Source organism: Kitasatospora sp. NPDC059817, assembly GCF_042731835.1.
Lineage (GTDB): Bacteria > Actinomycetota > Actinomycetes > Streptomycetales > Streptomycetaceae > Kitasatospora.
The window spans coordinates 1-16,217 of sequence record NZ_JBHWIR010000169.1 but is presented as its reverse complement, the minus strand read 5'-3'; the positions used below and the strand labels follow the sequence as shown (position 1 = coordinate 16,217).

At 73.3% G+C, this 16,217-nt stretch carries 16 protein-coding genes; 5 read left to right on the top strand and 11 right to left on the bottom strand.

Going from position 1 to position 16,217, the window contains the following annotated elements:
- Positions 1 to 90 precede the first annotated feature (90 nt).
- Positions 91 to 2,838, bottom strand: coding sequence for a M4 family metallopeptidase (locus ACFV61_RS28095; RefSeq protein ID WP_380494573.1), 2,748 nt, complete (start codon positions 2,836 to 2,838; stop codon positions 91 to 93).
- Positions 2,839 to 3,087: 249 nt separating this feature from the next.
- Here ACFV61_RS28095 and ACFV61_RS28090 point away from each other — a divergent pair, with 249 nt between their 5' ends.
- Positions 3,088 to 3,741, top strand: a complete 654-nt coding sequence (locus ACFV61_RS28090; RefSeq protein ID WP_063352855.1) for a class I SAM-dependent methyltransferase — start codon at positions 3,088 to 3,090, stop codon at positions 3,739 to 3,741.
- A gap of 139 nt (positions 3,742 to 3,880) precedes the next feature.
- Here ACFV61_RS28090 and ACFV61_RS28085 read toward each other — a convergent pair whose 3' ends face one another.
- From ACFV61_RS28085 to tgmA, 6 genes are all read right to left on the bottom strand, one after another.
- Entirely contained in the window at positions 3,881 to 4,357 is a 477-nt protein-coding gene (locus tag ACFV61_RS28085) for a hypothetical protein (RefSeq protein ID WP_380494571.1), read from the bottom strand.
- A gap of 10 nt (positions 4,358 to 4,367) precedes the next feature.
- Positions 4,368 to 5,111, bottom strand: coding sequence for a helix-turn-helix domain-containing protein (locus ACFV61_RS28080; RefSeq protein ID WP_380494569.1), 744 nt, complete (start codon positions 5,109 to 5,111; stop codon positions 4,368 to 4,370).
- A gap of 53 nt (positions 5,112 to 5,164) precedes the next feature.
- A complete protein-coding gene (locus ACFV61_RS28075; protein ID WP_380494567.1) occupies positions 5,165 to 5,752 on the bottom strand; it encodes a hypothetical protein in 588 nt (195 codons plus the stop codon).
- A 178-nt stretch (positions 5,753 to 5,930) separates the two neighbouring features.
- The gene (gene tgmC / locus ACFV61_RS28070; RefSeq protein WP_380494565.1) at positions 5,931 to 7,073 is read right to left on the bottom strand and encodes an ATP-grasp peptide maturase system methyltransferase; all 1,143 of its coding nucleotides are present in this window, start codon (positions 7,071 to 7,073) and stop codon (positions 5,931 to 5,933) included.
- Complete coding sequence (gene tgmB / locus ACFV61_RS28065) at positions 7,070 to 8,035, bottom strand: ATP-grasp ribosomal peptide maturase (RefSeq protein WP_380494563.1); 966 nt, start codon at positions 8,033 to 8,035, stop codon at positions 7,070 to 7,072. Before tgmB ends, tgmC begins: the two co-directional genes overlap by 4 nt.
- On the bottom strand, positions 8,035 to 8,295 hold the full coding sequence (gene tgmA, locus ACFV61_RS28060; RefSeq protein WP_380494561.1) for a putative ATP-grasp-modified RiPP: 261 nt from the start codon (positions 8,293 to 8,295) through the stop codon (positions 8,035 to 8,037). The genes tgmB and tgmA overlap by 1 nt, the downstream gene beginning before the upstream one ends.
- Before the next feature lie 338 nt (positions 8,296 to 8,633).
- Here tgmA and ACFV61_RS28055 point away from each other — a divergent pair, with 338 nt between their 5' ends.
- The 4 genes from ACFV61_RS28055 to ACFV61_RS28040 all read left to right on the top strand — a co-directional run bounded on the left by ACFV61_RS28055 (position 8,634) and on the right by ACFV61_RS28040 (position 11,527).
- Positions 8,634 to 9,467, top strand: coding sequence for a Scr1 family TA system antitoxin-like transcriptional regulator (locus ACFV61_RS28055; RefSeq protein WP_380494559.1), 834 nt, complete (start codon positions 8,634 to 8,636; stop codon positions 9,465 to 9,467).
- Positions 9,460 to 9,660 carry a DUF397 domain-containing protein gene (locus ACFV61_RS28050; RefSeq protein ID WP_380344571.1) on the top strand — a complete coding sequence of 67 codons (201 nt, stop codon included), beginning with the start codon at positions 9,460 to 9,462 and terminating at the stop codon, positions 9,658 to 9,660. The genes ACFV61_RS28055 and ACFV61_RS28050 overlap by 8 nt, the downstream gene beginning before the upstream one ends.
- Before the next feature lie 279 nt (positions 9,661 to 9,939).
- Positions 9,940 to 10,938: an NAD(P)H-dependent glycerol-3-phosphate dehydrogenase gene (locus tag ACFV61_RS28045; RefSeq protein WP_380494557.1), complete on the top strand. Its 999-nt coding sequence runs from the start codon at positions 9,940 to 9,942 to the stop codon at positions 10,936 to 10,938.
- A gap of 127 nt (positions 10,939 to 11,065) precedes the next feature.
- A complete protein-coding gene (locus ACFV61_RS28040; RefSeq protein ID WP_363376114.1) occupies positions 11,066 to 11,527 on the top strand; it encodes an SRPBCC family protein in 462 nt (153 codons plus the stop codon).
- A gap of 32 nt (positions 11,528 to 11,559) precedes the next feature.
- Here ACFV61_RS28040 and ACFV61_RS28035 read toward each other — a convergent pair whose 3' ends face one another.
- From ACFV61_RS28035 to ACFV61_RS28020, 4 genes are all read right to left on the bottom strand, one after another.
- Complete coding sequence (locus ACFV61_RS28035) at positions 11,560 to 12,237, bottom strand: response regulator transcription factor (protein ID WP_063352848.1); 678 nt, start codon at positions 12,235 to 12,237, stop codon at positions 11,560 to 11,562.
- Positions 12,234 to 13,616, bottom strand: a complete 1,383-nt coding sequence (locus tag ACFV61_RS28030) for a sensor histidine kinase (RefSeq protein WP_380494553.1) — start codon at positions 13,614 to 13,616, stop codon at positions 12,234 to 12,236. The genes ACFV61_RS28035 and ACFV61_RS28030 overlap by 4 nt, the downstream gene beginning before the upstream one ends.
- A 181-nt stretch (positions 13,617 to 13,797) precedes the next feature.
- Positions 13,798 to 14,649: an ABC transporter permease gene (locus ACFV61_RS28025; RefSeq protein ID WP_380494550.1), complete on the bottom strand. Its 852-nt coding sequence runs from the start codon at positions 14,647 to 14,649 to the stop codon at positions 13,798 to 13,800.
- Positions 14,646 to 15,614 carry an ATP-binding cassette domain-containing protein gene (locus tag ACFV61_RS28020; protein WP_063352845.1) on the bottom strand — a complete coding sequence of 323 codons (969 nt, stop codon included), beginning with the start codon at positions 15,612 to 15,614 and terminating at the stop codon, positions 14,646 to 14,648. Before ACFV61_RS28020 ends, ACFV61_RS28025 begins: the two co-directional genes overlap by 4 nt.
- Positions 15,615 to 16,217: the final 603 nt, after the last annotated feature.

The following is a 16,217-nucleotide window of genomic DNA, read 5'->3' as shown; positions in this document are numbered from 1 at the left end:
GTCAGTTGTGTATAAGACACCGGGCAGCGCGTCCCGGCGGCGCCCGGGGCGGGCCGGACCCCGGGGGGGGTGGGGGTCAGGGAAAGGTGGTCAGCAGGTGCCCGCCGCGCGGTCGCGCACGACCAGGTCGGTGCGGCCGGGGGTGGAGTCCAGCCAGACCACCCGGGTGCCCTGGTCGGCCGCGGGCTGGTCCTGGCCGCCCCGGTCGCAGGAGAGGCGCTGCGGGGTGCCGCCGCCGGTCGGGAGCTGCCAGAGCTTGGGCAGCGCGGCGTTGGTCCAGCCGCCGGCGGGCTTGGTGCTCTGGACCTTGTAGGTGACGGCCTGGTCGGAGGCGGTGAGGTCGCTGCCGCGCGTCGGGGCGTTCGGCGAGTCGGCGGCCAGCACCTCGGTCACGCCGGAGCCGTCCAGGGCGCCGGAGCGGATGGAGGCGCGGGCGGCCGCGCCGGCCGGGGTGTCCAGCCACAGCAGCCGTCCGCCGGCGAGCCGGGCGGAGGAGGCGGTGCTCGCGGCGGCGCCGGGGGCGGCGTGCGCGGTGTACTGCGCGGTGACCTTGCCGGCGGCGATCGAGTAGACGGTCGGCGCGGTGACGTACTGCTGCCCGTCCTGCCAGGACTCGGTCCAGGCGAGGTAGCCGTCCTTGAGGGTGAGGTCGTCCGGGTGGTGCCCGTCGGCCAGCGGCAGTTCGACCGCGGGGGCCCCGTCGTGGGACAGCCACAGGCTGGTGCGGCCGGCGGCGGAGTCGTGCACGGTGAAGGCGATGTCGCCGCCGGAGACCTGCGGGTTGCCGGGCTCCTTCCCGTCGGCGCGGAACAGGCTGCGGACCGGGCCGGCACCGGACAGCGGTGCGGTCAGCAGCTCCCGGCTGTGGTCCTTGGCGGTGGTGCCGATGGCCTTCCACACGGCGTTGGTGCCGTCGGTGGAGGGCCAGCTGTGGTAGCGGCCGTCGTCGGGGCTGAGCCGGACGGGGGCGCCGCGCCCGGTGGTGGAGCCGGTGTACAGCGCGGTGGTGCCGGGCAGGGTGCCGCCCGTGCCCTTGACCGGGTCGGGGGCGGGGGCCATCGCCACCCAGTGCCCGCCGCCGGCGGCCGGGGGCGCCATCGAGTAGGAGAGGTTGCGGGCCAGCGTGCGGCTGTCCATACCGATCCGGCTCTCCCAGCCGGCCTTGATCCCGTGCGCGTCGAACGCGGCTGCCACGGTGCGCAGTTGGGCGTGGCTGAGGCCGAGGTCGCGGCCGGCCGCCAGTGCCGCGTTGCGCCCGGCCACGAAGTCGTCGAGCGGGGTGAGGTAGGCGGTGAGCGCCCGGTAGACCACCCGGTCGGCGGTGAGCGGGTCGAGGGTGCGCCGGATGTCCCACAGGGCGCCGCTGAAGATGGTGGCGTTGAGGTGCTGTCCGCCGTTGTCGACCGTGCCGCCGAGGTAGTCGTCCACGGTGGTGCGGTGGTCGTCCATCCGCCGGTCCGCGCAGGCCTGCGGGGTGCCGGTGCGGCACTTGCTCTCGCCGAGCAGCGCCGCCGCCGGGTCGTTCATGGACATGCCGCGGGCGGTGACCTCGATGGCGTTGCCGAAGTAGTCGGCGAGCCCCTCGTTCATCGCGCCGGCCTGGCCCATGCCGACCAGGTCGGCGGTGTTCGATATGACGCCGTGGGTCATCTCGTGCCCGGCGATGTCGAGGGCGGCGGAGAACGGGTAGTAGTTGGGGCCCCCGCTGCCGTAGACCATCTTCTTCCCGTCCCAGTACGCGTTGGCGTAGGGGGCGCCGTCCTGGGACACGTTGACGACGGAGGTGATCGCGCCGCCCTTGCCGTCCAGGCCGTTGCGGCCGAACCGGTCGTGGTAGAAGTCGTACACGATACCGGCGTTGACGCTGGCGTCGGTGGCGCCGCTGGTGCCGGTGGAGGCCGGGAAGTCCGGGCCGGGGGAGTGGGCCGGGGGGAGGTCGGCGGGGATGCCGCCGCCGAAGTCCATCTCGTCCCGGCCGCCCGCGTCGTAGGTGGTGATGGTGGCGGGCCGGGTGAGGTCGGTGAGCTGGTAACTGCCGTCCGGCAGGCGGGCGATGTTCACCTTGGCGGAGTTGCCGCGGGCGTCCGGCGCGGTCCCGGTGGCGGGTTCGAGGCCGGCCGCGGCGGCGCGCTGGTCGGTGCCGCCCGCCGGGAGCGGGGCGCGGGTGTCGTAGGCGAGGGCGACCACGCCGACGGTGGCGTCCACGAAGACCTCGCGGGCCGCCGGCCCCCCGGTCGCCGGGTCGGCGGCGTGCACGGTGAAGCGCTGGGCGAGCCGGCCGGCGCCGTCCGGCAGGACGACCAGGCCGTGGTCCTCGGCGGTGGCCGCGGCCCGGGCCTTCGGGTCCTGGACGGAGCCGAGCGCCAGGTCCCGCAGGGCGGCGGCCGGGACGGTGGCGGTGGTCGGCACGGTCAGGCCGGTGAAGTACTTGCCGCCGACCGACTCGACGCGCTGCCCGGCGCCCTCGCCCGTCAGGTGCACCAGGTACTGCGCGCCGAACACGGGCACGCCGTCGTGGCGCTGCTCGAACCTGACGGTGCGCCGGCCGTCGGCGGTGCTCTCGGAGCCGACCTCGGCCAGCTCGCCGGGGTCGACGTGGTAGCGGTCGGCGTGGGCCGCGAGGTGGGCGCGGGCGGCGTCGGCGGGGCTGCCGACGGCCGACTCGGCCAGGCCGGTGACCAGCTGCGGGGCGGCGGTGTCCTGACCGGCCACCAGGGAGGGCACCGGGTCGGGGGCGGCCGCGGGCCCGGCCAGCGCGGGCGGCGCGGCCAGGGCCAGCGCCACCACGGCGGTGGCGCTGATGCCGAGTGCTGTGGACGTGCGGGAACGACGGGGCACGGAGGTCCTCTCGCAGGGCCGAACGGTGGTCGCGGCGGGCCGGTCGCGCCGACCACCGCGACGATCACGATAAGTCATCCAACGTCATATGTCGATAGACTTTCTATGTGCCCGCGGAGGGCCGGAACCCGACCCCCGCAACCAGCCCCGCAACCGGCCCGCAACCGGCCCCGGAAACCCCCAACCCGCCCCGCCCGGCGAGCGATTCGTTCAAGACGCCACCACACCCCCCGACCGACACTGACCCCCATGACCGATCGCGCCTTCACCCCCGCCGCCGGCCGCCTCGGCCCCGTACGCCTCTACGACCCCATCGTCTCCCTCACCCGCGAACGCCTGTGGCGCAGCCTGCTCGCCATGCACGTGGCCCCCCGCCCCGACGACGTGATCCTCGACGTCGGCTGCGGCACCGGCTCCCTGGCCGTCCTCCTCGGCCGCGTCGAACCCCGCGCCCGCGTCATCGGCGTCGACCCCGACCCCACCACCCTCGAAGTGGCCCGCCGCAAGGCCGCCGCCGCCGGCGTGACCCCCGAATGGCACATCGGCATGGGCGACGCCGTCGCCGACCTCGTGGGCGCCGAAACGGCCGACACCGTCGTCTCCAGCCTCGTCCTCCACCAGTGCCCCATCCCCATGAAACAGGCCGTCCTCGCCTCCATGCACACGGCGCTGCGCCCCGGCGGCAAGCTCGTCATCGCCGACTTCGGGCGCCAGCGCACGGCCGCCATGCGCCTGGCGTTCCGCATCGTGCAACTGGCGGACGGCAAGGAGGACACCCAGCCCAACGCCGACGGCATCCTGCCCCGGCTGATCACCGAGGCCGGCTTCCACGGCGTGCGCGAGACCGAGACCGTCTCCACGCTCACCGGCTCGCTGTCGTTTTACGTCGCCCGCCGCGCGTAGGCCGCGCCCGCGCCGCCCGCCGGGTTCCCTGCCCGCCGGGTTCCCCGCCCGTTGGGTTCCCCGCCCGCCGGGTTCCCTGCCTGCCGGGTTCCCCGTGCGACCGGGGGAGATGACGCACCGGCAGGCCCGCACCTCCTGCTCAGCCGAGCGCCGTGTACTTCACCCGCTCCTGGAGCGGAGTCAGGCACTCCGTCAGCCGGCGTGCCTCGATGCTCTCCACGCGGTCGGGCGGTTCGTCCTCGTCCCCGGCCCAGCACATGTAGATGTCGACCGGCCCGTGCAAAAGGGCCGCGGACACCAGCGCCGCCAGGAACTCCCGTGAGTGCTTCTGCGCGAGGAACTCCTCGCGCTCCTCGTCCCGCATCGCGTCGACGAGCGCCATCGCGTCGGCCGTGTCGGTGAACCCCTCCCACTCGAACCGGGAGCTGTCGAACCCGCAGCCGCAGCCCTCGTGCGAGCCGACGCAGGTCACGTGCGGTGAAGTGAAGCGGGCTCGAACGGGCGCGTCGGCGGCAGTCTCGCGAACCCCGCAGTAGCAGGCCCCGAGCTGCGGACCGGCGGCGCAGGGGATCGGCAGCACGGGCTGTTCGGTTCCGATCCACACCATCAGACACATGCGGACGAGGCTACGCCCGGCCCGAGGCACCCGCCGGACTGCCTGCCCGGCCCGGGCCGCCCGCCGGGCCCGAGGCGCGCAGCACCGGGAGCACCGCCGACGGCGTCAGCCCCGTCATCTCCCGCATCTGGCGGCTGAAGTGCGCCTGGTCCGCGAAGCCGCCCGCCAGCGCCGCCTCGGCGAGCGTGCGCCCCTCGCCCAGCGCGTCGGCGGCGCGGGCCAGCCGCCGCCAGATCCGCCAGCGTGCCAGCGGCACCCCCAACTGCCGCCGCGCCAGCGCCCGCAGGCGCTGCGGCGACAGCCCCACCCGCGCCGCCAGACCCGGCAGCGCGACCCGGTGGTCCGTCAGCGCCTCCATCGCCGCCCACAGCCGCACGTCCACCTCGGCCGACGGCAGCACCCCGGACGGACACAGGTCCTCCTCCACCAGGTCCCGCCACTGGGGCGCCACGGTGACACCGTCACCGCACCCCGCCCGCAGCCGGTCCGCGAACGCGCAGTGCGGATCGACGAAGAACGCCGACACCCCCCGGACCGGCGCCATCCGGTGCCACACCATCGGCGCCACCACCACCGCCGCGCCCCGGTGGCGGACCCCGGCCCCGTCCACGATCGTCACCTCGCCGCCCGTCGCCGCGACGGCGACCTGGAACGCGGCGTGCCGGTGTGACGTACTGTCCGCCAACGGCCCCCGGTACAGCGCGTACCCCGCGCCCACGACGAAGCGCCGCCCGATCCCCTCCCGCTGCCCCATCCGCCCGATGCTGCCAGAGCACCGCACCCGCCACCCCGGATTCCGGCCACCCCCTACTGCCTCAGGCCCACGTCGCGGGCCTTCCAGGCCAGGAACGCCGAGAACCGGACCGTGCCCGCCAGCCCGGCCAGGGCGAGCACGATCCACAGCGGGATCCCGAACAGGCTCGGCCGGCTCGTGATCATCCGCTCGCCGGCGAGCCACACCCTGGTCTCGTGGCCGTCCGGATACAGCTTCCCGGTGGGCCGCTCCTCGCTGAACTCCCGGCCGCCGGCGCTCCAGTGGTACGTGCAGCCGTAGACGTCGTGGCCCTGGTTCTGGTCGTCCAGCTCCCGGCCCGTCGTCCGGCAGCCCGTCACGGTGGCCGTGACGCCGGGCGGCTCGTGCAGCCTGGTGCGGACGGCGTAGGCGGCCTGCGCCGCCGCGAACACCGTGCCCAGGGCGAGTACGAGCAGCAGCACCAGCGCCACGCAGGAGGCGACGTAGTCGGTGGTGGAGACCTGACGCAGCAGCGGCAGCGAGGCGCCGACGGCCGCCACCAGCGCGACCCCGCACACCACCAGCCACCACCGCCGATCGCCCGGCAGGTCCTGCGACCCCGCCCACACCACCGGCCCGGCCGCGCCCCCCAGCACCGCCACCCCCGCCACCACACCCACCGCACACCGCCGGTGCAGCGCCCCCCACGCCACGGAAGCCTCGCGTACCACCCCGCCCCCTCCCCGCCGCCCGCCCGACCTCGCCACCCCGAGGACGCCCCCACCCGACACCACGGTTTCGGTCCGGTGCGACACGGCTCGGTGCAGGGCTGAGCCAGGCCTATACGGGCAGATCCCATCCGGGCCCGTCCTCGGTGCCGAGCCAGACCCGCTGTCCGGCCGCCGACACGGTGATCCCGAAGCGATCCTGGTGCGGCCCACCGGCCGCCTGCCAGGTCTCAACCGTCTGCTCGACCTGGTCCCACAGGGCGACGGGCCCGCGCTGGGTCACGGTCCACCCGCCGGCGGGGTCGGGCGCCGTCCGGGCCTGCGATCCGGTGGCCAGGTCCCAGAGGATCTGTTGAGCCCCCACACCCATGCGGATTGCCCCTGGTGCGGCAAGCTGGGCCACCCAAGCGCCCGTCCAACTGTCCAGCTTCGCCGGGTCGATGCGGGTCGGACGCTCCTTGCCGGGCAGGAGGTCCAGCGTCGGGCGGGGCGGTCGGTCGTGCGTGCGGGCGATCATGAAACCGGTTTGGCCGGTCAGGAACCGGCCAGTGGCCTCGCCAGGTCCGGTCACGTCGAGCAGCACGAGGGCGTTCGCGTAGCTCCACCCGGAGAGGGTGACCAGGATCCGACCGCCGGGCTTGACCTGGTGGAGCCAGGAGAGAGGGACGTACCGGACGGAACAGGTGGCGATGATCCGGTCGTACTGCCCGCCGTCCGGGTCGCCGCGCAGCCCGTCACCGATGATCAGCCGGGGGGAGAATCCCGCAGTCCTGATCGCCGCCGCCGCTGCCGCGCCGACCGCGGGGTCGTACTCGATGCTGGTGAGGTCGGCGTCCCCGAGGCGGTGCGCGCCGAGGGCGGTCGAGTACCCGGTGCCCGTACCGATCTCCAGTACCCGGTGCCCGGCCTCGGCGCCCAGCTGCTGCCACATGCGCAGTACGACGGACGGGAGGGTGGACGACGATGACGGGATACCTGTCACGGTCTCCCCGGCGGTGTCCTCGGGCCCGATGCGGCCGTCGAGTTGGGTCACCAGCGTCTGGTCGTCGTAGATCCCGGCCAGCCACCCGGGCTCGCCCTGACGGACGGGTCGGTAGCTGGTCGGAACGCTGCCGGCGACCGGAGCGAAGTAGGTTCCGACGAAGAGCTCTCGCGGAACGGCCCTCGCCGCGCTGTCCCACTCGCGTTCGGTCAGCGTGCCGTCCTCGGCGAGCCTGTCGGCCAGAGCGGTGCGGAGTTCAGCCGGCGTGCTCATGCGTCACGGCCTTTCTGTAGCTGGTCGGCGAGGGCGCGGGCAATCGCCTCGGTGGTCTCGGCCGGCTGCCATGCCCACTGGCCGTTCGGGTTGCATTCAAGGAAGTACCAGTCGCCCGAGGCGGTCACGGCGAAGTCGAACGCGCCGTAGACCAGACGAAGTTCTCCGAGGTAGGCGGCGACCGAACGTGCGACCGGCTCGGGTACGCCGATCGGGGTGCACGTCATCCGGTCCTGGCGGCGCCGCCAGTCAAGGTCGGGGCTGTCGACCCGGACGCCGAACAGGCGGTTGCCGACGGCCGTCACCCTTGCGTCGAACAGCTTCGGCACCTTCGCCTGGAAGAGGTGCGGGCAGGCGGACACGGCGTCGGTGATGTCGGCCGGATCGACCTCGCGCACCCACACGGCGTGAGGCTGCCCGCCGACCGAGTAGGGGATGTTCCACAACGGCTTGTACACCGCCCCGGCGGCCTGGGCCGCCACGAACTCCCGCGCCTCGTCCGCGCTGTTCGTGATCACCGTGTCGGGGACCGGGAACCCGCAGCGCTGCGCGGCCGCCAGTTGTGCCGGCTTGTGCTCGGCCGCACGGTTGGCCCAGGGGTGGTTCACGTAGTGCGCGGCGGGGAGCGAGGCGAGGATGCCGCCCGCACCCCACAGGGATTGCGAGGCGGCGAACCGGCGGTCCTGGCCGTCCAGTTCGGAGGGCCCTTCGTAGGGTGAGGCCCGGCGCACCCAGACGGACCGGACGGCGGAGAGGTCGAGCTCCCGGCTGGCCGTGCGCAGGGTGCCCCGCTGCTGGCCCGTGCGGTACGTGGCGATCAGCGAGGCACCCGTGTGCAGGTCGGCGCCGGGATCGAGCCGGACCACCGGAACCCGGCGCTCGGCGAGCACCCGCAGTACCGCATCCGCGGTCACGTCAAGGGGATTGGTCAGCACCAGCACCGACCCGCTTCGGTCGTTCATCAGCCGTTGCTCTGGTCCTGGTCGTAGGACTCGGTGCTGTCGGCGTCGGTCGGCCCGCCCGGTTTTCCGTCGGGCGTGGTCGTGGTGGGCGTCAGGCCGCTCGTGCTGGTGCCGTGCCCGCCCAACTCGACCGTGCGCCCGTGCTCGTCCACGATCACCGCAATCTGCGTCTCGGGGTCGATGACGGGCGTGTACTGCGGGACCGGGACGGTAGCCGTGAACGGCCCCATCCGGGTGGTACCCCACGGTGCGGTTGTCATCTGTACTGCGCCTCCATTTCGTGGTGGTGCTGACAGGATCAACAACTCGGCCGGTTGGCCGAGTTGTGCAATCCCACCCCGGTCGCTCGACCTGTCCGGGGTCGGGACGGCCGGGGTGGGGGCTTGGGAACCCGATCCGAGCGGAACGGACCTCAAGTCCGTGACGGGTTCGCCGACCTGCGGGCGGTATCGCGGCTTCGGGGACACGGGGGTGCTTTTGAGCGCCACGACAGCGGCTCCGTTCCGTAGTTCGACGACTACCGGGGGTGCCAACTGTCCTCTAGGCTGCGGAGCTGTTCAACTTGTCCCACGGTGTCAGATTGGTAGGACGAACAGCCTTGAACAAGCGGGAACTTGACCCCCCGACATCCCCGGCCGCCGAGTTCGGCGTACTGCTTCGCACGTCGCGCGAGCAGCGGGGCTGGACTCAGGAACACCTTGCCGAGCTGATCGGCTGTACATCGTCGTACATCTCCGCGCTCGAGCACGGCCGAAGGAAACCAAGTCAACAGATCTCAACGGCACTTGATCGAGTCTTCGAGTCGGGAGAGCAGTTCCTCAGGGAGTGGAGTACGTCCGGTCGGCGGGTCTTGTTCGAAGGCTTCGACGAGTACCTGCGCAATGAAGCGAAGGCCATCGCCCTGAGGCTGTTCGAGATCAACCTGGTTCCGAGTTTGCTCCAAACGCCCGAGTACAGCCGAGTTTTTCAGGAGGCGGCTGTCCTGCGGGGGGTCGCAACTCAGCAGCAGGCCGACGAACGAATCGAGAAGGTGCTGCTCCGACAGCAGGCCCTCGCCCGAGATCCGGCGCCGCACGTCCAGGTGGTGATGGACGAGGGGGCGCTACGGCGGCCGATCGGTGGTCGGGACGTCATGGTGGCGCAACTCAGGCACCTGGAAGCACTCGCTTCACGTCCCCGTTTCCTGGTGCAGGTGTGTCCCATCACAGCAGGCGAGAACCGCCCGTTCGGGCATCCAATTACGTTGCTGACCATGCCGAACAGGGCCATCGTGGGGTACGGCGAGACGCAGCGGCGCGGCTACCTCGAATGCGATCCGGAGACGTTGGCTGAGTGGGCCGGTGAGTACGATCATCTCCAGGCCGAGGCGCTGCGCCGAGCAGCGAGCATCGAGTTCATTCGAAACGTGCGGAAGGGTTTTGAGCATGGATGATCGCAATGCCACCTGGCACAAGAGTTCCTACAGTACCCAGGGAGGGAACTGCGTCGAGGTCGGTGCGAACGTCGTCCACACCGTCCCGGTCCGTGACTCCAAGGATCCCCACGGTCCCGCGCTGGTCTTCCCGACCGACGCCTGGTCGAGCTTCGTCGCCGCCGTCCGTTCCGGACAGTTCGGCAACGCCTGACGTACGCGTGCCGCCCTGACGCCCCGCCACCCGGGAAACCGCCGGTAAGCCTGTCTCTCTCATGACCCGTACGCCCAAGGCCGAACGGTAGGCAGGCGGCATCGTCGCCCCCGAGGACGCACCCGCCCGATCACGGTTTCGGGCCGTGCCCGCATGCTTCCTACTCTGGACGGGCGCCGCGCCGTCGCGCTCACCCTGCGTCGCCGCTGACCGGCGCCTCAGCCCCCAAGGCGCCAGTAGGCTGCCCCTCAGCTCCCCACCAGCACGCGGAGGTAGAGGATGACCCGGGTCGCCGTACTGTCGGCAGGATCGTGGGGGACCGCCTTCGCGCTGGTTCTCGCCGACGCCGGATGCGACGTCGTCCTGCACGCGCGCCGCCCCGAGGTCGCCGACGGCATCAACACCCGGGGAGTCAACCCCGGCTACCTGCCCGGCGTCACGCTGCCCGGCACGGTGAAGGCCACCACCGAAGCCGACGTCGCCCTGGCCGGAGCCGACGTCGCCGTCCTGTCCATCCCCTCCCAGACCCTGCGGGCCAACCTGGCCGCGTGGGCGCCCCTGATCGAGCCGGACACCCTGGTCGTCAGTCTCATGAAGGGCATCGAGCTCGGCACCGGCCGGCGCATGAGCGAGGTCATCGCCCAGGGTGCCGCCCTCGACCCCGCCCGTGTCGCCGTCCTGTCCGGCCCGAACCTGGCCCGCGAGATCGCCGCCCGCCAGCCCGCCGCCAGCGTCATCGCCTGCACCGACCACGACGCGGCCCGCCGACTCCAAGTGGCCTGCCGTACACCGTACTTCCGCCCCTACACCCACACCGACGTCATCGGCTGCGAACTCGGCGGCGCGGTCAAGAACGTCATCGCGCTCGCCGTCGGCCTGGCCGCCGGACTCGGTCTCGGCGACAACGCCAAGGCCACCCTCCTGACCCGCGGACTCGCCGAAACCGCCCGCCTGGGAACCGCGCTCGGCGCCGACCCCGCGACCTTCGCCGGCTTGGCCGGCCTCGGCGACCTCACCGCGACCTGCCTCTCCCCGCTCTCCCGCAACCGCACCTTCGGCGAACACCTCGCCCGCGGCCTGACCATCGACCAGGCCGCCACCGCCACCGGCCAGACCGCCGAAGGGGCCAAGTCCGCCTACGCCGTCCTCGACCTCGCCCGACGGCACCAGGTCGAGATGCCCATCACCGCACTCGTCGTCGCCATCCTCGACGGCACCGTCACCATCGACCGCGCCGTCGACCTGCTCATGGCCCGCACGCCCAAGGCCGAACGGTAGGCAGGCGGCATCGTCGCCCCCGAGGACGCACCCGCCCGATGTCACGGTTTCGGGCCGCGTCCGGTCTTCATCGGTGAACAGGGCGCGGCCGACACCCGTGCCCCCCGCTGCAGGAGAGGGACGAGCCATGGAAACCGTGACCGTGCGACGGGTCGTCGCGGCGCCGATCGCCGAGGTGTTCGACTGGTGCGCCACGAGCACCAACTACACCCGCTCCCCGTTCGTGCTCAGGGCGCGCCTGGCCCGGCCCGGGGAGGGCGCGCCCTACGGGGTGGGCGCCGTGCGGCTGCACACCTGGCTGATCGGCTGGTTCAACGAGCGGATCACCGCCTACAACGCCCCGCACGGCTTCGACTACACCGTCGACCGCAGCTTCCCGCCGGCCCGGCACGAGTTCGGCCGGATGACGTTCGAGGAGGTCCCCGAGGGCACCCTGGTCGTCTGGGCGACCGGCTTCGCGATCCCCGTCCCCCTGGTCGGCGCGGCCCTCGCCCGCAGGGTCGGCAAGCCCGTCATCGCCCACGTCTTCGGCGCCATCCTGGCCGCCGCCGCCACCGACCTCGAAGCCGCCCCGAAGAAGCGTCCCTGACGCCGTACCCCCCGCGGCAGGAGGGGGACGGCTCAGGCCGGCGGGTTCGGCCGGTTCAGGCCGCGGTCGTAGGCGAAGATCACGGCCTGTACCCGGTCCCGGGCGCCGATCTTCGCCAGCACCCGGCTGACGTGCGTCTTGACGGTCGACTCCGCGAGCACCAGGCGCTGCGCGATCTCCCCGTTGGTCCAGCCCCGGCCGACCGCGACCAGGATCTCGCGCTCGCGCTCGGTCAGGGCGTTCAGCCGCGGGTCGTCCTCGGCGGCCGCGCCGGGCGGGCGCACGGGCAGGTGGTGGGCGTAGGCGTCCAGGAGGCGCCGGGTGATGGCGGGGGCGACGACGGCGTCGCCCTCGGAGACGGCGCGGATCCCGGCCAGGAGGTCCTCCGGGCGGGCGTCCTTGAGGAGGAAGCCGCTGGCGCCGGCGCGCAGCGCGGCGTGGGCGTACTCGTCGAGGTCGAAGGTGGTCAGGACGAGGATGCGCGAGCGCCCGCCGGTGGCGACGATGCGGCGGGTGGCCTCGATGCCGTCCATGCCGGGCATCCGGATGTCCATCAGGACGACGTCGGGCCGCAGGTCGGCCGCCAGGCGTACGGCCTCGGCGCCGTGCGCGGCCTCGCCGACGACCTCCGTGCCGGGCTGGCTCTCCAGCAGCATCCGGAAGCCGTACCGCTGGAGCGGCTGGTCGTCGACGATGAGGACCGTGGTCACGTCAGGCCGCCTGTCGGGTCGGGGTCGGGGTCGGGATCGGAGGTGAAGGCGCCGGGTCCGCCGAGGCCGTCGGGCCCGTCGGGGGTGAGGTCGAGGACGGCCTCCACGGTCCATCCTGCCCCGGGCCCGGGCCCGGCGGTGACGGTGCCCCCGTACAGGGCCGCGCGTTCGCGCATGCCCGTGAGACCGTGCCCCTCCTCGCCCGCCGTGCCGCCCCGCGCCGCCCCGCCGGGTGGACCGCCGGGTGGACCGCCGTCCCGCACCCGCACCCGCAGCCGGCCGCCCTCGGCGGCCAGCGTCACGTGCGCCCGGGTGTCGGGCCCGGCGTGCTTGAGGGTGTTGGTGAGCGCCTCCTGGACGATGCGGTACGCCATCAGCTGCACCCCGCGGTCCAGCCGCCCCACCTCGCCGCGCGCGGTGTACACGACCTGCGGCCCGGCGGCCCGGATGCGCGCGCACAGCCCGTCGAGGTCGGCGATGCCCGGCTGCGGCGTGAACTCGGGGCCCTGCTCGCCGCCCTGGTCGCGCAGGACGCCGAGCATGCGCCGCAGCTCGCCCAGCGCCTGGCGGCTGGTCTCCCCGATCAGCAGCAGCGCCTCCCGGCCCCGCTCGGGGGAGGCCTCGGTCGCGTACGCGCCGCCGTCCGCCAGGGTGATGATCACGGACAGGTTGTGGCCGATGATGTCGTGCATCTCCCGGGCCACCCGGGTGCGCTCGGTGGCGGTGGCCAGCCGGCTGCGCTGGTCGCGCTCGACCTCCAGCCGCGCCGCCCGCTCGCGCAGCCCGGCGAGCTGGGCCCGGCGGATGCGCACCGCGATGCCGACGGCCACCGCCGCCGTCGCCGCGCTGAACAGGAAGAACAGCGCGTCCCCGACCGGCAGCCCGCCGGACAGCTCCACCGCGACCAGCGCCGACGCGCCGGCCATCGCCGCGCACGCCCACGCCAGGTGCCGCAGGCTCCCGTGCAGGGCCAGGCTGTAGAGGGCGACGAGCAGCGCGACGTCCGCGCGCAGCGCCACCCCCAGCGACCACTGCAGGACGAACACCGCCGCGACCGCCGCGAACGCCGCCGCCGGTCGCCGCCGGCGCCACAGCAGCGGCAGCAGCAGCCCCGCCTGCAAGGCCAGCATCGCCGCCAGCGGCGGGCGGGCGAAGACGATCCGGTGCTCGCGCGCCCGCTCCCCGCCGTCGTGGAAGGGCAGCAGGTCCGGCAGGCAGAACAGCAGGAAGACCGCGGCCACCACCGCGGTGTCCAGCACCCACGGGTGGTCGCGGTCCGCCTGCCGCGCCCGCTGCCCCAGCCGGGCCAGGCGCGCGAACACCGGGTGCCCCGACAGCGGGTCGCCCCCCGCCCCCGCGGCGGTGTCGTGCTCGCTCACGGCGTCACCTTCGTCCAGCTCATCCGCAACGGTCGTCACCTTCGTCCAACCTCATCCCGGAACGGACACGAAAACGGACACGAAAACGGATACGGATACGGAAACGGATACGAAACGCGCCCGGTGCGGCACCCGACTCGAACGGGCACCGCACCGGGACGTCCACGCAGTCTCCCAGCCCTCAGGCGTCGCTGCGCACCAGCCGCACGGCCGCGCCCGCCAGGGCGAGCACCGTCCACAGCAGGAACACCGCCAGCCCCGCGGCGGGCGACAGCGTGGTCGCGTCGTGGTGCAGGGCGAACATCGCCTCGCCCGCGTGGCTGGGCAGGTAGGGGCTGATGTGGTCCTGCCAGGACGAGGGCAGCAGCGAGATCAGGCCGGGGACCAGCATCAGCGAGGCCACCAGCACCGAGATGCCGCCCGCCACCGACCGCAGCAGCGCGCCCAGCGCGACGCCGATCACGCCCACCAGGGCGAGGTAGAGCCCGGCCCCCAGCAGGCCGCGCAGGACGCCGGCGTCGGAGAACGTCATCGCCGCGCGGGTGCCGGAGAGGATGCCGCTGTCGGCCGCGAAGGCGACGAACACCCCGACGGTGCCCAGCAGCAGCACCACCACGCCGTACACCGCCGCCTTGGACCACAGCACCGGCAGCCGGCGCGGCACCGCGGCCAGGGTGGAGCGGATCATGCCGGTGGAGTACTCGCCCGCGGCGACCAGCACGCCCAGGACGCCGAACGCCAGCTGCGCGAAGTTGGTGCCGAACAGCGACAGGCTCAGGGCACTGGCGTCGGCGAAGTCCCCCCGGTCCATCGGGCGCCCCGAGGTGATCCTCGACTTGAACTGGAACGCGGCGATCAGCCCGAACGCGACCAGGAACAGCAGGCCCAGGCCCAGCGTGATCCAGGTCGAGCGCAGCGACCACAGCTTGGCCCACTCCGAGCGCAGCACGCGCACGGGCGTCACCCGGTAGGCGGGGCGCGCGGGCCGCCGGTCGGCGGCCGCGGACGTCTGGCTCGGTGCGATGGTGCTCATGCCGCGCTCCTCGGGGACTCGGCGCCGGCACCCGCACTGGCGGCGGGCCCGGTCGCGGTGGTGGTGCCGTGGTACTCCACGGCGTCCCTGGTCAGCTCCATGAACGCCTCCTCCAGGGAGACCGTGCGGGTGGTGAGCTCGAACAGGGCGATGCCCTGCTCGGCGGCCCGCAGGCCGATCTCCCGCGCGGCCAGGCCGGTGACGAGGAGCTCCTCCGAACCGGAACGGCCGGTGACCTCCACCCCGGGCCCGGCCAGCGCCGTGCGCAGCCGGGCCGGATCGGCGCTGGCCACCTTCACCACGTCGCCTCCGGCCTGGCGGACCAGGTCCTGCACGGTGGTGTCGGCCAGCAGCCGGCCCCGCCCGACGATGATCAGGTGGTCGGCGACCAGCGCGACCTCACTCATCAGGTGCGAGGACACGAAGACGGTACGGCCCTCGGCGGCCAACGAGGTGAGGAGGTTGCGGATCCACAGCACGCCCTCCGGGTCGAGGCCGTTGACCGGCTCGTCCAGCATCACCGTCGCCGGGTCGCCCAGCAGCGCCGCCGCGATCCCCAGCCGCTGGCCCATGCCCAGCGAGAACGCCCCGGCACGCTTCCTGGCCACCGACTGCAGCCCGGTCAGCTCGACGACCTCCTCCACCCGCGAGCGCGGGATGCCGTGGGTGTGCGCCTGGGCCATGAGGTGGTTGAACGCGGAGCGCCCCGGGTGGATCGACTTGGCCTCCAGCAGCGCCCCGACCTCCTGCAAGGGCGCCGCGTGCGCGGCGTAACGGCGCCCGTTGACGCGCACCGAGCCGCTGGTGGGCGCGTCCAGTCCGACGATCATCCGCATGGTGGTGGACTTCCCGGCGCCGTTGGGCCCGAGGAAGCCGGTGACCGTGCCGGGCTTGACCGTGAAGTCGAGCCGGTCGACGGCGGTCTTCTCCCCGTACCGCTTCGTCAGCTGGTGCGCCTCGATCATCGCTCACCCCTACGCTCCGGGGCCGGACCGTCCCGGCCTCCCTCACACTCCACGCTAGGTGCGGCGCCGGCGCGATCCGTGGTACCCCGGACCGATCATCGGAGTGGGTGCGGTACCGCGGTACCACGCCAGGACCGCCTGTTGCGGTTGCATCACGACGTGTCCGATTCATCGAGTATTGGACCGGAGTGCGGCGATTAACTTTGTTGGCAGTGATGCGAACGGTCTCTCATAATTCCTGCTGAGACGCGTGATGGACGGTCCGGAGAGCCGCGGGGGAAGCGGTTTGCGAGGAAGTCCGTGCGCGAGATCCCACATTTTCCCGGGGGAGTTCCTTGTCCGCGCCCGAAAACGAAACAGCCGCCGTTCCGGAGCAGCCCGACGTTGCGCCGCAACCGGCCGCCGTACCGCAGCACCCCGCCGTACCGGAGCACGCCTGCGTACCGCAGCCCGACGCCGCGCCGCAGCACGCCGTCGCACCCGAACCGGCCCCCCCCCCGGAGCCGCCGCGCCGCGGCCGCGGGCGCCCCCCCGCCGCCCCCGCCCGCGGCCCGGGCCCTGTTCGGCCGCATCTTCACCCAGGTGTACGCCTCGAACCGGTTC

Coding starts and splice junctions, on each gene's coding strand:
- ACFV61_RS28090 (WP_063352855.1), top strand. CDS start 3,088: ATGACCGATCGCGCCTTCACCCCCGCCGCCGGCCGCCTCGGCCCCGTA.
- ACFV61_RS28085 (WP_380494571.1), bottom strand. CDS start 4,357: ATGTGTCTGATGGTGTGGATCGGAACCGAACAGCCCGTGCTGCCGATC.
- ACFV61_RS28080 (WP_380494569.1), bottom strand. CDS start 5,111: ATGGGGCAGCGGGAGGGGATCGGGCGGCGCTTCGTCGTGGGCGCGGGG.
- tgmC (WP_380494565.1), bottom strand. CDS start 7,073: ATGAGCACGCCGGCTGAACTCCGCACCGCTCTGGCCGACAGGCTCGCC.
- tgmB (WP_380494563.1), bottom strand. CDS start 8,035: ATGAACGACCGAAGCGGGTCGGTGCTGGTGCTGACCAATCCCCTTGAC.
- tgmA (WP_380494561.1), bottom strand. CDS start 8,295: ATGACAACCGCACCGTGGGGTACCACCCGGATGGGGCCGTTCACGGCT.
- ACFV61_RS28050 (WP_380344571.1), top strand. CDS start 9,460: ATGGATGATCGCAATGCCACCTGGCACAAGAGTTCCTACAGTACCCAG.
- ACFV61_RS28045 (WP_380494557.1), top strand. CDS start 9,940: ATGACCCGGGTCGCCGTACTGTCGGCAGGATCGTGGGGGACCGCCTTC.
- ACFV61_RS28040 (WP_363376114.1), top strand. CDS start 11,066: ATGGAAACCGTGACCGTGCGACGGGTCGTCGCGGCGCCGATCGCCGAG.
- ACFV61_RS28025 (WP_380494550.1), bottom strand. CDS start 14,649: ATGAGCACCATCGCACCGAGCCAGACGTCCGCGGCCGCCGACCGGCGG.
- ACFV61_RS28020 (WP_063352845.1), bottom strand. CDS start 15,614: ATGATCGAGGCGCACCAGCTGACGAAGCGGTACGGGGAGAAGACCGCC.